This is a genomic window from Streptomyces sp. NPDC002701, from assembly GCF_042889045.1.
Lineage (GTDB): Bacteria > Actinomycetota > Actinomycetes > Streptomycetales > Streptomycetaceae > Streptomyces.
Genome location: NZ_JBIAQL010000051.1, coordinates 1 through 13,834 on the forward strand (window position 1 = coordinate 1; position 13,834 = coordinate 13,834).

General features: G+C 67.0%; 13 protein-coding genes and 3 pseudogenes. 12 read left to right on the top strand and 4 right to left on the bottom strand.

Translation table 11 applies throughout. The features are described 5' to 3' along the window. Nucleotides 1-7 precede the first annotated feature (7 nt). Nucleotides 8-205 (top strand): annotated as a pseudogene (locus ACFYXC_RS41175) (IS630 family transposase); the annotation flags it as partial. Between the two features lie 622 nt (nucleotides 206-827). On the opposite strand, the pseudogene ACFYXC_RS41180 reads toward ACFYXC_RS41175, so the two are convergent. Then, nucleotides 828-1,231, bottom strand: a pseudogene (locus tag ACFYXC_RS41180) (dihydroxy-acid dehydratase); the annotation flags it as partial. Nucleotides 1,232-1,334: 103 nt separating this feature from the next. Further along, nucleotides 1,335-2,795: an Nramp family divalent metal transporter gene (locus ACFYXC_RS41185; RefSeq protein ID WP_389558203.1), complete on the bottom strand. Its 1,461-nt coding sequence runs from the start codon at nucleotides 2,793-2,795 to the stop codon at nucleotides 1,335-1,337. A gap of 131 nt (nucleotides 2,796-2,926) precedes the next feature. On the opposite strand from ACFYXC_RS41185, the gene ACFYXC_RS41190 reads away from it, so the two are divergent. The 7 genes and pseudogenes from ACFYXC_RS41190 to ACFYXC_RS41220 form a co-directional block, all read left to right on the top strand. Next, nucleotides 2,927-3,109: a GntR family transcriptional regulator gene (locus ACFYXC_RS41190; RefSeq protein WP_389558227.1), complete on the top strand. Its 183-nt coding sequence runs from the start codon at nucleotides 2,927-2,929 to the stop codon at nucleotides 3,107-3,109. After that, nucleotides 3,102-3,590, top strand: coding sequence for a hypothetical protein (locus tag ACFYXC_RS41195; RefSeq protein ID WP_389558205.1), 489 nt, complete (start codon nucleotides 3,102-3,104; stop codon nucleotides 3,588-3,590). Before ACFYXC_RS41190 ends, ACFYXC_RS41195 begins: the two co-directional genes overlap by 8 nt. 272 nt (nucleotides 3,591-3,862) lie before the next feature. Further along, nucleotides 3,863-4,300, top strand: a complete 438-nt coding sequence (locus tag ACFYXC_RS41200) for a hypothetical protein (protein ID WP_389558207.1) — start codon at nucleotides 3,863-3,865, stop codon at nucleotides 4,298-4,300. Nucleotides 4,301-4,554: 254 nt separating this feature from the next. Beyond that, nucleotides 4,555-5,634 carry a polysaccharide lyase family 1 protein gene (locus ACFYXC_RS41205; RefSeq protein WP_389558209.1) on the top strand — a complete coding sequence of 360 codons (1,080 nt, stop codon included), beginning with the start codon at nucleotides 4,555-4,557 and terminating at the stop codon, nucleotides 5,632-5,634. Between the two features lie 11 nt (nucleotides 5,635-5,645). Next, on the top strand, nucleotides 5,646-6,644 hold the full coding sequence (locus tag ACFYXC_RS41210; RefSeq protein WP_389558211.1) for a polysaccharide lyase family 1 protein: 999 nt from the start codon (nucleotides 5,646-5,648) through the stop codon (nucleotides 6,642-6,644). Nucleotides 6,645-6,669: 25 nt separating this feature from the next. Beyond that, nucleotides 6,670-7,686, top strand: a complete 1,017-nt coding sequence (locus ACFYXC_RS41215) for a polysaccharide lyase family 1 protein (RefSeq protein WP_389558213.1) — start codon at nucleotides 6,670-6,672, stop codon at nucleotides 7,684-7,686. A 142-nt stretch (nucleotides 7,687-7,828) separates the two neighbouring features. Beyond that, a pseudogene (locus ACFYXC_RS41220) lies at nucleotides 7,829-7,969 on the top strand (IS630 family transposase); the annotation flags it as partial. Nucleotides 7,970-8,216: 247 nt separating this feature from the next. On the opposite strand, the gene ACFYXC_RS41225 reads toward ACFYXC_RS41220, so the two are convergent. After that, nucleotides 8,217-8,777, bottom strand: a complete 561-nt coding sequence (locus ACFYXC_RS41225) for a TetR family transcriptional regulator (protein ID WP_389558215.1) — start codon at nucleotides 8,775-8,777, stop codon at nucleotides 8,217-8,219. Between the two features lie 164 nt (nucleotides 8,778-8,941). Here ACFYXC_RS41225 and ACFYXC_RS41230 point away from each other — a divergent pair, with 164 nt between their 5' ends. Continuing rightward, nucleotides 8,942-9,892 carry an NAD(P)-dependent alcohol dehydrogenase gene (locus ACFYXC_RS41230; protein WP_389558217.1) on the top strand — a complete coding sequence of 317 codons (951 nt, stop codon included), beginning with the start codon at nucleotides 8,942-8,944 and terminating at the stop codon, nucleotides 9,890-9,892. 242 nt (nucleotides 9,893-10,134) lie between these two features. Continuing rightward, nucleotides 10,135-11,433: an IS256 family transposase gene (locus ACFYXC_RS41235; protein ID WP_389558219.1), complete on the top strand. Its 1,299-nt coding sequence runs from the start codon at nucleotides 10,135-10,137 to the stop codon at nucleotides 11,431-11,433. Nucleotides 11,434-11,474: 41 nt separating this feature from the next. Here ACFYXC_RS41235 and ACFYXC_RS41240 read toward each other — a convergent pair whose 3' ends face one another. Next, on the bottom strand, nucleotides 11,475-11,732 hold the full coding sequence (locus ACFYXC_RS41240) for a PadR family transcriptional regulator (protein ID WP_389558221.1): 258 nt from the start codon (nucleotides 11,730-11,732) through the stop codon (nucleotides 11,475-11,477). Nucleotides 11,733-12,490: 758 nt separating this feature from the next. On the opposite strand from ACFYXC_RS41240, the gene ACFYXC_RS41245 reads away from it, so the two are divergent. Both ACFYXC_RS41245 and ACFYXC_RS41250 read left to right on the top strand, forming a co-directional pair. Then, nucleotides 12,491-12,946, top strand: coding sequence for a hypothetical protein (locus ACFYXC_RS41245; protein ID WP_389558223.1), 456 nt, complete (start codon nucleotides 12,491-12,493; stop codon nucleotides 12,944-12,946). Between the two features lie 253 nt (nucleotides 12,947-13,199). Then, the coding region (locus ACFYXC_RS41250; RefSeq protein ID WP_389558225.1) for an IS4 family transposase at nucleotides 13,200-13,834 on the top strand (635 nt) is incomplete at its 3' end.

Sequence of the window (13,834 nt, forward strand, 5' to 3'; positions counted from 1 at the left end):
CTTCTCGATGACGCCGCCCACCGCACGGACCTGGGCCCGGCGCGGACGCACACCCGTCATCCGGGTCCGGGGACGCTCCCAGCGCCGCTTCTCCAGCGCCGCTCTGGCCTGCTACAAACACGGCGAACGCTCACGGCTGATCTACCGGCCCAAGCGGCATCCCAATCACAAACGCGGCGGCAGACGCAGCTTCACCTGGACCGACCTGTTGGCAGGGGCTGCGTTGCTCACATGGAGCGAATGCTGCGCAGCTTCACCGATCCGCCGGTGTCAGTGATCGAGTGCCCGCGCCCCGGGGGACTGCTTCTGTCGGCGTCGGGGTGGGTTCCGGACATCACGACCGATCGTGATGAACCAGATCCCGCCAGGAAATCTCTTGCCGACCTTCGGCTGGGCGACGGGAAACCGGGCCGGTGTCGTTTGCCGAAACTGCCCGCACCATGAAGACCGGCGGTGGTGGCCACCGCATCACCCCTCGCCAGCGCCGTCGGGTGCGTGCGAGGGAGGGCAGTAACCACCTGGTCTGGCTGTGACGTTGTTCGGCGGGCTCTGGCACAGATCTTGGGGACCGGTCGCAGAGGGGCACTGGAGCGGGACCACCTTGCGGAGTAGTTCGAATCCGGCTCGGCCGTAGAGCTGCCTCTTGATCTTTCTCACGCGTGTCACGGCGCGCCCTCGGTGCCGTCGGAACTCCAGTGCAGGGTCAGTCCGGCGATCACGGCTTCGAGGTCGGAGGTCAGTCCGCGGGCGAAACCGGTGATCCCGGGCAGCTGTGCGGCGCGGGCGGTGTTGATCCAGCCCGGAGGTCAGCGCCGGTGCGCTGGGTGGGCGTCGGTCGCGGGCCAGTTGGCCGATCCCGGCAGCCGCATGCCGCGCGATTCGGCCATGCAGGCCATGGTCGAGGCGGTGCCCCTTGTCATGCGGTGAGCGGTCGAGCGGGCCATGCGGCCCTCGGCGAAGAAGCACTCCTCCTGGGTCATGGGTCATCCGGCCGGTCGTGAGGTCCTTCTCGAACTGTCTGACCACGGTGCCCGAGCCGACGTCCCGGCCCCGGTATTTGCCGTTGAGCATCGGCCCGCCGGTGACCATCACCGTCGGCAGGTCGACGCCGGCGGCGTGCGGAGGAGCAGGGCGCCGGTTCGGAGGCGCTGACGGCTGTGCCGATCGTCCGGCGGCCGTCGAATGCCTCGTGGCCGAAGCCCTGGCTGCGCATCCAGGAGCGGTAGATCATGCCGGCCCGGCCCTCGGAGCCGAACCGGGACTGGCTGCGGCGGTCGGGGCGGGCGTTGTCGGCTGCGTTTACCTCAGTCGCGGGGGTTCGCGCCTCGGATGCTTCAGAAGTTGTCGATGTACTGCTGGCGGATCGTGAGGGCGGCGAGGGTGCCGTACAGCAGCATCGCCCAGATCAGCGCCGCTACCCGGTAGTTGCGGATCTTCAGGGGATGGGGGAGTGACTTGCGGTTGAGGACGAGCAGCAGGATGGAGTAGACGAACATCATCAGGCCCGACACACAGGCGGAGATGACGAGCAGCACCAGCGGCTGGTCGAAGCCGGCGAGCAGGATCGCGGCGCCGACGGCGACGACCCCCCACACCAGCCAGAAGTACAGCTTGCTTTCGGTGACGGGGCGCCGGCGGAGATACGTCGACTTGAGGATGTCCGCCGCCATTCGCGACGTGTAGTCCACGATGCCGGTCGCCGCGGTGAAGAGGGAGAAGGCGCCGATCAGCCAGAACGTCGTACCGAACCAGTCGCCGACGGTCGACTTCAGCTCCTCGCCCTCGGCCTCCACGAAGGAGACGTTGTTGGCCAGGCCCTCCATCCCGAAGATCGTGGAGTGCGCGAGCAGCGAGGTCAGCACGATGGTCACGATGGTGACCAGGACGAACGTCATGCCCTGCTCAAGGTTGGCCAGCCGCCACCAGCGCCGCCAGCGGGACATGTTCTCGCGGTCGGTCGGGTTGAAGACGTAGCCCGCGGCGGCCTCGGTGGTCGAGGCCGCCTCCTCCTTGCCGGTGATCGGGCTGACTACCCGCGGCACGTAGCGGCCCATGCCGAAGCCCTTGTCGCGGATCCAGTTCGACTGGCAGAGGTTCTGCCCGCCGCCGGCGCCCGCGTACGCGATGGCGCCCATGAGCACCGCGACGCCCAGCTCGGTGGGCATCCGGCCGAAGTGCGTGGCGCCGTCGGGGAGGTCGCCCCAGCTGGAAGCCTCGACGGCGAGCAGGACGGCCAGGACGAAGAAGACGGCGACGACGGCCAGCTTGAAGAAGAGCAGCTTCTCCAGCGCGTTGTAGACCACGGGAGCCAGGGTCAGCATCGCCCCGATCGCGACCAGCAGACAGATGCCGATGATCGCCGGATCGCCGCCGAAGACGTAACTCAGCATCGTCGCGGAGCTGGTTGCCCAGCCGGGCCAGAGGTTGGCGGCGTAGGTGAAGACCACCATCACCGCGCCCCAGTGCTTCCAGTACCGGTTGAACCCGGAGACGGCGGTCTCGCCGGTGGCGAGCGTGTAGCGCTCGACCTCCATGTTGATGAACCACTGGGTGAGCACGCCGACCACGGCGCCCCAGAGAAACACCAGGCCGGCCTGCGAGGCGATATACGGCCAGAGGATGAACTCCCCGGAGGAGAGCCCGACTCCGGCCGCTACGACGCCGGGGCCGATGATCGGCCACACCCGTTTCGGCGGGGCGGGGAGCTCGCGGAGCTCGGGTGCCGGGAGATTCTGTGTGCGTAGGGGGAATGCGCTGCTGTGCGTTGGGGTCGCGTGGCCTGAAGCATGAGTCATGCCGAGCACTCTCTTCGTTGAGGACGGCTCTCGCGAGGACAGTTGACGGGGAAAGTTAAATCATTCGATGTTTGCCGTCGAGGGGGCGGGAGGAACATTTATGTGCAGACATCGGACGATGCATGTGGACGATGCATGAGTGGGCGGTCGACGAGCTGGTACGCCGGATCGTGTCGGGGGAGGCCGCGCCCGGGCACGCGCTGCCGGTCGAGGAGAAGCTGGCCGCCGAGTTCGGGGGGTGCCCCTATGTCTTTGGTCAAGGGCAAACGGGATGCGATGGGTCGGCATGCCGGGCAGCATGGCGCCGTGGCTGATCTGTTGTGGGATGACGTGAAGTGGTGCTTCTTCGACCTGGACCTGATGGGGTCGCTGCCGGACGTGCGTGTCCCGGATGCCTCGGTGGAGGACTGGCAGTCGGTTCTCGACTTGATCGCGGAGAAGGGCTGGCAGTGCCAGTACTCCGAGGGAGACATGGCGCTTCCGGTGCCTCGGGCGGAGGCCGTGCTGTCCCGCCCGGCGGATGCCGAGTGCCCTGAGCTGCGGGTCTGGCCGACGGCCGATGTGCTGGCGATCTTCCGGTTCTATGCCGATGACGAAGTCGACTTCGACGTCGACCTGCGGGAGTTGCAGGGCCAGGATCGACTCGATGTGTTCTGCGGCTTCCTTCGGGAGGTCGGGCGGCGTCTGGGCAAGTCGGTGCTGATGGACCCGGAAGGCGAGGACGGCCATCCGGTGCTCGGCTTCGATATCGAGGCTGACCGGGTCGTTCTCCTCGCAGACCCGCAGGTCAGATGACTGGGGACGACGGCCGCGGTTCGTAGAGGTTCCGTCGAGGAGCATCGCGAACAGGACGTCGGCCCGGCGTCTGGCGAGGCAGAGCAGGGCCTGGGTGTGGTGCTTTCCTTGGGCGATGTGAGGTCGGTTCGGGGCGCCCTGCCAGCCTTGCTGCTGGTGGGCTTCCCCGAACCGCCTCCCGAACCCGGCGTGCCCGTTTCCTCGGCCGCGGGCGTCGACAGTCCCCAGGGCATCAGGCGGCAGACCTCCAGGGACACCCACTCGGTCCGGTCGTGCAGCTGCGTTCCGATCATGACGCGCCGCAGCGGGCCGTCGGTGTCGCAGCGGATGCGCAGCACGTAGCCGTGCACCGTGAGCTGGCGCGGATCATGGCCGACGCCCGGGCCGAGCAGCAGCTGCGTGTTCTCGTCCCGGGCCGTCGGCGCGGCGCCGGCGTCCAGCAGGACCCGCAGGCAGCCGCGATCGCCCGGATCGAAGAGCACCTCGCTGATCGCCGCGGCCGCCCGGGTGCCGGCGGACCTGGAACGGGCAGGCGCCAACGGGTGGTTGGCGCGGTGAGCAGCAGCTCGGCCGAGGAGCGTGTTTTCCCGTACCTGATCGAGGCTGAGCCCCGGCCTGCGGAGGTGTCAGCAATGACGCGCTTCCCGCCTTTCCAGCCACGTCCGTTTCTGGTGGAAATTGGCGGCTTACGTGCCGACGCCGTAAGTTGACGCGCTCAGGGCAAGCGCTTACTTTTCATAGAAAGCGCTTGCCCTGTCGGGGCCGGGCTCCTCCGGCCGCACAGTACCCAGAGCCGCACGCGTTCCCGCGCCCCGCGGCCCCGAGGCTCCGGAGCCGCACCGCCCCGCCGCCAGTTCAGCGCAGAGCTTCAAGCCGCACCACCGGGAGCACCGGCCGGGTGCGGCCTGCCCGCGCAACGCCGCAAGGACCGGAGAAGCAAAAGCCGGAGAAGGAGGCACCCGTCATGCGTCTGCTCACCCCACGATCCGCCGGACCGTCGCGATTACCCGTCCGTCCGCCGTCGCCCTTCCGGCGCCGTACGGCACGGGCCGCCCTCGCTGCCCTCGCCGCCGTCCTGGTGGGCCCCACGCCCACCGCCGCCGCGGCCCCGGAAAGCACCGCCGCCACCGCCGACGGCTTCGCCTCCGTCAACGCGCTCGGACAGAACGGCACCACCGGCGGCGCGGGCGGTCCCGTCGTCACCGCCACCACCACGGCCCAGTTCCTGGACTACATCTCCCGCCCCGGCCCGCTGACCGTGCAGGCCAGCGGCACGATCACGCTGCCGGCCGGCTCCACCGACGGCATGCACCCGGTGGCCTCCGACAAGACGATCGTCGGGCTCGGCGGCAGCGCCCGCATCACCGGCGGCGGACTGCACATCGGCCTCCCGGCGAGCGACTCCGTCACCTCGCCGCCCGCGAACGCCGTGCACAACATCATCATCCGCAACCTGCGGTTCGACGGCGCCAGCGACGACCTGATCAACATCCAGATGTTCTCCCACCACATCTGGATCGACCACAACGACTTCTCCAACGGCGACGACGGCGCCGTCGACATCAAGCGCGGCTCGGACTACGTCACTGTCTCCTGGAACCGCTTCCACGACCACGACAAGACGCTGCTGCTCGGCCACGACGACGACAACGCCGCCCAGGACCGGGGCCGGCTGCGCGTCACGTACCACCACAACTACTTCGACGCCTCCGACCAGCGCAATCCGCGCATCCGCTTCGGCGATCCGGCGCACGTCTACAACAACCACTACCGCGACAACAGCTACGGCGTGGCCTCCACCATGGACGCCGGGGTGGTGCTGGAGGGCAACTACTTCTTCAGCGTCAACAACCCCGCGCGGGTGGACTTCAGCGGTGACCTCGGCCGTCTCGTCGCGCGCGCCAACATACTCGTCGACTGCAACCACGCGATCGAGAACCGGGGTTCGGTGACCGAGCCGCGCACGTACTACGCGTACACCCTCCACCAGGCCGCCGAGGTGCCGACTGTCGTCCCGGCCGGCGCCGGCGCCGGAAAGATCTGAGGGGGCCGGCCATGACCTCCCGTCCCCGGCCCACCCGCCGCGCCGTGCTCGCGTCGGCGGGCGCGTCCGCCGCCCTGCTGGCGGGCGGCGCCCCCGCGCGGGCCGCCGCCCGCCCCGGCGGGTACGCCCCGTCCGCCACACAGAGCGCCGACGGCTTCGCCTCCATCGCCGCGCACGCCCTGTCCGGCACCACCGGCGGCGCGGGCGGCCCGGTGATCACCGTCACCGACGCCGAGACACTCCTCGATTACTGCGACCGCGAGGGGCCGTACGTCATCCAGGTCTCCGGCGCCATGGAGATCACCAGCAAGCAGGGACTGCGCTCGGACAAGACGGTCGTCGGACTCGGCGACGACGCGGAGATCACCGGCGGCGGACTCGACATGTACCGCCGCCACAACGTGATCATCCGCAACCTGCGCTTCACGCACGCCGACGACGACTCGCTGAGCATCCAGCAGTCCTCGCACCACATCTGGATCGACCACTGCGACTTCAGCTCCGGCGCCGACGGACTCATCGACATCGTGCGCGGCGCGGACTGCGTCACCGTCTCCTGGAACCGCTTCCACGACCACAGCAAGACCATGCTGCTCGGCCACTCGGACGCCAACGGCTCCCAGGACCGGGGCCGGCTGCGGGTCAGCATCCACCACAACCTGTTCGACGGCACGGCCCAGCGCCACCCGCGCGTGCGCTTCGGCGAGCCCGTGCACGTCTACAACAACCACTTCCGGAACAACACCCTCTACGGGGTGGCGTCCACCGAGGACGCGGGCGTGCTGGTGGAGGGCAACCACTTCGAGAACGTGCCCCACCCGGTCTACTCGGGATACGACGACAGCGGCCCCGGCCGGGTCGTCGAGCGGAACAACGTGTACGTCAACTCCGGTGCGCCCGAGACCCTCGGCACCGTCGTCGAGCCGCGCACCTACTACGCGTACAGCCTCGACGCGGCGTCGAGCGTCCCCGGCATCGTCGCCGCCGGCGTCGGCACCGGCCGGATCTGAGCCCTCCCACCCGAAGGAGTCACAGATGCACCGCAAAGGCACCCTGCTCCTGGCGGCGCTGGCCACTCTGGCCGCCACCGCGGCGGCTCCGGCCGCCCCCGCGGCCCCCGCAGCCGCCCTCGCCGAGTCGGCCCCCACCGGCTTCGCGAGCGTCGACGCCTGGGGGCAGAACGGCACCACCGGCGGCGCAGGCGGGCCCACCGTGACCGTCTCCACCGCCGATGCCCTGATCGCCGCCATCAAGACGACCGGGCCCAGGATCGTCCACGTCAACGGCATGATCACCCTGCCTGACGGGATGTACGACGTCGCCTCAGACAAGACAATCGTGGGCGTCGGCGCGAATTCCGGGATCACCGGCGGCGGCCTCAACATCGGCCTCCCCACGAGCAGCGTCGCCTCGCCGCCCGCAGACGCCGTGCACAACGTGATCGTGCGCAACCTGACGTTCCGCGACGCCAGCGACGATTCGATCAACATCCAGATGTTCTCCCACCACGTCTGGATCGACCACAACGACCTGTCCGCCGGATACGACGGTCTGCTGGACATCAAGCGCGGCTCCAGCTACATCACGGTTTCCTGGAACCACACCCACCACCACACCAAGAACATGCTGCTGGGCCACTCCGACAGCAACGGCGCCCAGGACACCGGCCGACTGAAGGTGTCGTACCACCACAACTGGTACGACCGCACCCCACAGCGCAACCCGCGCACCCGCTTCGGCGACCCGGTGCACATCTACAACAACTACTTCTTCGACAACAGTGACACCGGCCCGGCCTGCAACGCGGACTCAGGCTGCTTCATCGAGGGCAACTACTTCGAGGACGTCGAGGAGCCCATGACCAACAGCTACTCGGGCCCCGACGGCGCGATCGTCGAGCGCAACAACGTCTTCGCCGGCGACACCGGTGAACCCGTGACCGGCGGAAGCGTCGAGGACCCGGCCGACTACTACGACTACACGGTCGACAACCCGCAGTCGGTCAAGGACTCCGTCATGCGCGGCGCGGGCCCTGGCACCATCGGGCTGTAACCCGGGCCCCACCCCTTCGACCCGGCCTCCCCGGCCGTACCGCTTGCCGTGCATGAGCTCGCTACTGCTCTGACCCGGGAAGGTTCGCCGGGTCGGTGGTGGCGGTTGGATCTCCGGTGACGTCCGTCCGATCGCTGGGGGTGTGGTTGCTGAGCCTGTGCGTGTGCGCAGGTTGACCGACCAAGAAGGGCAGAAATCGCAGCAGATCGTGCGCCGGGACAGCACCAGTTCGGTGCGCTACCGGCGGGCGATGATGCTGCTGGCGTCGGCCGGCGGGAACCGGTGAGCTGCCCCGAGTTTCGTAGAGTCCGGCGGACTGTCCCGAGTTGGGTGGAGTCGAGTTGCTTGGTTTCAGGCTACTGGCGGGGTGCGGAGTTCGTACTCCACCGCGCTGAGCATGCCCAGCGCGGAGTGCCCCCGCAGGCGCCCTCTGCCTCCGGTCTCGTCCCGTCACACACCTTCGTGAACAAGGTGTTGCGACGACCAGTTGAATCCGCCCTGGCTCCAACGGCATGTGTGCCGGGTGTTGCTTACTCGGTGAGAGCAGCGCGTACGGCGTCAGCGATGTGGTGCGACGGGGCGGCGGCGGGGATGGTGGCGTCAGTTCCGATGAGCGGCCGTGAGAGGGCAAGCGTGATGTGCAGGATGACTTCGGCCGGGTAGCGGGAGGTGACTGTCCCCGCCGCCTGCGCTGCCTCAATCTTCTGCACCTTGGCCCGGTTGACCTCGACGACGGTTGCCAGCCGCATGCCAGCTCCACCTCGTTCGAGATGGTCCCAGGTGGCGATGCGCAAGATGTTGGGTGCAGACAGGTGCTGCTCGAAGAGGCGCGCGGCGTATCCGGGTAGATCGTCTGTGTCCATGGGGACGGTGTCGACGGTGCGGACGACGATTTCGTCGAATACGGCGTCGAACAGTTTCTCCTTGCTGGAGAAGTAGCGGTAGAGCATCGCTTTGTTGCACATTGCCGCCTCGGTGATGCGCTCTACGCGGGCGCCCGCGAGTCCGTGCGCTGAGAATTCCGTGATTGCGGCATCGAGGATGCGCCGTTTCGTCTGCGCCGAATCCTTCGGCCTGCCGGGAGCTCGCATCCCTTCAGCCTAGCAAGTAACCAGTCGGTTGCATGGAGAGGGGGGTGCATGCTACCAATGCAACCAACCAGTTACTTACTCCTCGAGAAGGAAGTGTCATGCATAAGTGGGTACTAGAACCGGGCAAATCGGGCCAGGATGTCCTGGTTATGAAGGAGGCCCCCGTGCCCGACCCGGGCCCAGGACAGGTGCGGGTTGCGATGAAGGCGGCTGCGCTGAACTACCGCGACCAGATCATCCTCAACGGCCACTACGGGCAGGGAGTCAGGGAGGAAACCATCCCGGTCGCCGATGGCAGCGGAGTCATCGACGCGGTGGGAGCAGGCGTGGAATCCTGGACGGTCGGTGACCGCGTCATCAGCGTCTACTTCCGCGACTGGGTCGACGGCCCCCCGCCCACCGACCGTCTGGGATTCGGACTCGGCTCGCCCGGTGAGAATGGCGTCTTGGCCGAATACGTCGTCCTCGACGCCAGCCGGGTCACCCGGATGCCACAGAGCCTGGACTTCGTGCACGCCTCCACTCTGGTCTGCGCGGGCCTGACCGCATGGACGGCCCTCACCGAAGAACACCCCGTTACCGCGGGCCAGAAGATTCTCACCTTGGGCACTGGGGGCGTCTCCTTGTTCGTCCTCCAGCTGGCCCGAACCTTCGGCGCGGAGGTCATTGCCACCACGAGCCAGCAGGCCAAAGAAGAGCAGTTGCGGAAGCTCGGAGCTGTAGACGTGCTCAACTACCGCACCACGCCTGCCTGGGGCGAAAACATCTACGCCAGCACCGGCGGAATGGACAAGGTAGTCAACCCGGTCGGCGGCGATGCGATGACACAGTCCATCATGGCCGTCGGCGCAGGCGGAGAGATCGCCGTCATGGGCCTGTTCTCCACTGACGATGCGCCGCTGCGCCTGCCTGTGCTCATGAGCAAGGGCGCCTCCATCCGCGGTACAGCTGTCGGTGGCTCCAAAGCGTTGGCCCAACTGGTCGACTTTGTCGACCAGCACGGCATCACACCGGTGGTTCAGAAGACCTTCGCCCTCAAGGACACCAAAGCCGCCTACACAGCACAGGCAAGCCGAGACGTATTCGGCAAGATCGTCATCGACATGACTGCGTAGATCCTGTCCACGGGACCAAGCGACTCGCCCTGCTGCGGATCGTATCGGTCGACGTGCGGGCGTAGACGCCATCTACGCCCGGCACAGGGTCGCCCCGTACATTCAACATGCCTGCCGGCGAGGCCACCCGCTGCACGCCCACACCAAGTACGAGGACCGGCTCTGGGTCTCCTCCGGCTCACCGGCCGTATGGGGGGAGTGTCCAATAGACGGCGGATCCGATGATCAAGGAGACGCCTGAAATGAGCGAGACCATCAGTGAGCACGAGTCGGTGGAGGAGCCGGTCGTCGAGTCGGCCGCGGAGGCGGTATCGGACGAGCAGTTGATCTCGATGCTGGTCGACCGAGCCCGTTCCGACGGGCTGCAGCTGACTGGCGAGGGAGGGCTGCTGCAGCAGTTGACCAAGCGAGTGCTGGAGTCCGCCTTGGAGGGCGAGATCACCGACCACGTCGGCTATGACAAGCACGACGCAGCCGGCCGGAACAGCGGCAACTCCCGCAACGGCACCCGTTCGAAGACCGTGCTGACCGACGTCGGCCCGGTCGAGGTGAAGGTGCCCCGCGACACGGCCGGCACCTTCGAACCGCAGCTCGTGAAGAAGCGGCAGCGCCGACTGACCGGCGTGGACGAGATGGTGCTGTCGCTGTCCGCGAAGGGCCTCACTCACGGGGAGATATCAGCTCATCTCGCCGAGGTGTACGGCGCGGAGGTGTCCAAGCAGACCATCTCCACGATCACCGACTCGGTGATGGAGGGCATGGCGGAATGGCAGGCCCGACCGCTCGATCGCGTCTATCCGGTCGTCTTCGTGGATGCGATCAACGTGAAGATTCGCGATGGCAAGGTCGCCAACCGGCCCATCTACGTTGCGATGGCCGTCGCCGTCGAGGGCACCCGCGACATCCTCGGCATCTGGGCCGGTGATGGCGGTGAGGGCGCCAAGCACTGGCTCCAGGTCTTCACCGAGCTGAAGAATCGCGGGATTGAGGACGTCCTCATGCTCGTCTGCGACGGACTGAAGGGCCTGCCCGACGCCGTCGAGACAGTCTGGCCCCGAACTGTCGTCCAGACATGCATCGTTCACCTGATTCGCAATAGCATCCGCTACTGCGCCCGCCAGGACTGGGACAAGGTCTCCAAGGACCTCAAGCCCGTCTACACCGCGCCGAGCGAGGCCGCCGCGACCGAACAGTTCCTGGAGTTCTCCGAGAAGTGGGCCAACAAGTATCCGGCCGTGATCAAGCTGTGGTCCGACGCCTGGGCCGAGATGGTGCCCTTCCTCTCCTTCGACGTCGAGATCCGCAAGGTCATCTGCAGCACGAACGCGATCGAGAGCGTGAACGCCCGCATCCGCAAGGCGGTCCGGGCCCGCGGGCACTTCCCGAACGAGGCCGCCGCGTTGAAGTGCGTCTACATGGCGCTGATGAGCCTGGACCCGACTGGCAAGGGCCGGCGCCGCTGGACGATGCGCTGGAAGGCGCCACTGAACGCCTTCCAGATCGCCTTCGAAGGACGCCTCACCCCCACCACCAGCCACTGACCCTCAATAACCAAGATCAGCCGTTGACTGGACACACCCCTTCAGTTCGTGGTGCGGTACTGAGTTTCGAGATGGGCGACTCGGTGCCCCTCAGCGGTGAGCGTGTAGGAGGTGCGGCGCCTGCCGGGGCCGCGGCCCGGGGTGGCTCTGTTCATCCAGGCAACCTCGTCTTCGAGACGACTGGTGAGCCATCCTGCGCGTTCGAGTCGCTTGAGCTGGGGATAGAGCGTTCCTGCTTCGAGCCCGGTGCGTTTGATGACCTCGGCTCCGTAGAACTCCTCCCGTGGTCGGGACAGCAAGTCCCGCAGGAGGGTCAGCGTTGGTCCGGTGATGCGAACACGCTCCGTTGATGACGTGCCCTACCCGGGCTTCGAAGAGAGCCTCAACCTTGTCAGCGTCCCCTTGCGTCGCAGTGAGGGCTTTCACGTGGGACGGTTCAAGTCCTCGTTCCAGCTCCCACTGGCCCGAGGCCCCAAGCGGGCGCGGGCCCGGTCAAGGGCGGCTTCCAGATGGTGGAGCTTTTCGTCGCGGCCGTCGAGGGTGAGCTGCTGAGTGGCACGGGCGGCCGGACGGAGTCGTTCGGCTCGCAGGGCGATCCCTCGCATGAAGTTTCCCGTGATGCGGTTTCTCTCTCCCTGTTGGGTCGGGACCCGAGCCAGCCACCAGCCCGACCGGTCCCGTCTATCACGGTGTAGGAACCTCGTGCGCCCTGTGTCTGACCATGATGGGTGGTGTCCATTCTCTCCGGCGCAACGAGCGGCTTTCGACGAAGAGTTGTCCAGCATGCTCCTGCTTTTGGCGTCGCCTTGTCGTTTCCCCAGGTCAGTCATGTACAGCATCTGCATGTTGTTCGGAGGTTGTTTGTTCGACCAAGTGCCCCGAGCGCGAACAATGCAGAGCCGGTACACCTGAGCAGTGGAAAGACTCAAGGGCGGCTCCTGCGGGGGACGCCTGCCACATCCCGATCGCTTCGACGGGGTTCGACAACGGGGAAGGTTCCAACGTGCGTGCTACTTCGCGACGCCCACGACTCGGCGTTCTGGCAGCGGTAGGTGCGATGTCTGCCATAGCTGCCGTGGTACCGGTCAGTGCCTCGGCGCAGGCTGCAGCGGCCGATACCTGCAAGACGGACCATTTCTACTGGAACATCAACAACAGCGTCACCAACATCACCGCGGCCAAGGTCAAGTTGGCCGTCCGCCACTGCCAGGACGACGACGGGCTGACGCCCGACTCGCAGGCGACACTGGACGGTGAGGTCACCACGGCCGGCAACGTGCTGTGGGGAGCATCGCTCAACCATTCTCAGCCTCGCGTGGAGGAGGGAAGCCCTGCTCTCTACCGGTTCAAGGGGGAGACAGACCTGGAGACCTGCCTGGGGTGGATCACCCCGTTCTGCTTCCACAGCAAGATCGACTTCTACGCCTCGTACGTGGTGAACGCTTCGGCGGCCGAGGCGGACGCCATCTCCCGGAACTCCGACTGGGAGGTCGAGCGGACGGGTCCCTTCTAGGGCCCGTCTGCAAACTGATCCTGCCCAGAGCAGGAATGACGCAAGACTGACCGCCGCTTCGTAGGAGGTGGCGGTCTTGTCGTATCTGGTGGCGATACCGCCTAAGAACTCCTAACCTCAATACCGGTAACTTAGGGGTAATCCGGTCGTTGTGGTTGGTGTGGCGAGAGCGGGTCAACTGAAGTCATATGGCGAGCGGTTGTCGGACCGGGTCGCGGTCGGGGTGCTGACACAGGCGTTTCCTCAGTCGCTTGTGGACGAGGTGTTGTCGGAGACCGGTCGGGGGCAGCAGCGGAACCGGCTGTTGCCGGCCCGGCTGGTGGTCTACTTCGTGTTGGCGATGTGCCTGTTCTCCGGGCAGAGCTATGAGGAGGTCGCTCGGCTGCTGACTGCGGGTTTGCAGGGTGCGCGGCGTTGGCGTACGTCGTGGGTGGTGCCGAGTACGGCGGCGATCTGGAAGGCCAGGTCGCGGCTGGGTGTGGCGCCGTTGCGGCAGTTGTTCGCGCGGGTGTGCCGTCCGGTGGCCACACCGGACACTCAGGGTGCCTTCTACCGTGACTGGCGGCTGACCGCGATCGACGGCACCACGTTCGATCTGCCCGACACGAAGGCGAACGTGGAGGCGTTTGGTCGTCCTCCTCGCTCCGGTCGTGGTGAACAGGACGTCGGCTACCCGCAGTTGCGCATGGTCGGCCTGGTGGAGTGTGGCACCCACGCTGTCTTCGATGCTGCGATCGGAGCTTTGCGTACTGGAGAACAGGCTCTGGCCCGGGCGGTCCTGGTGTCCCTGCGGCCGGGGATGCTGCTGCTGGCCGACCGTGGTTTCTACGGCGTGGACCTGTGGCGCACAGCCGCGGCCACGGGGGCGGACCTGCTGTGGCGAGTCCG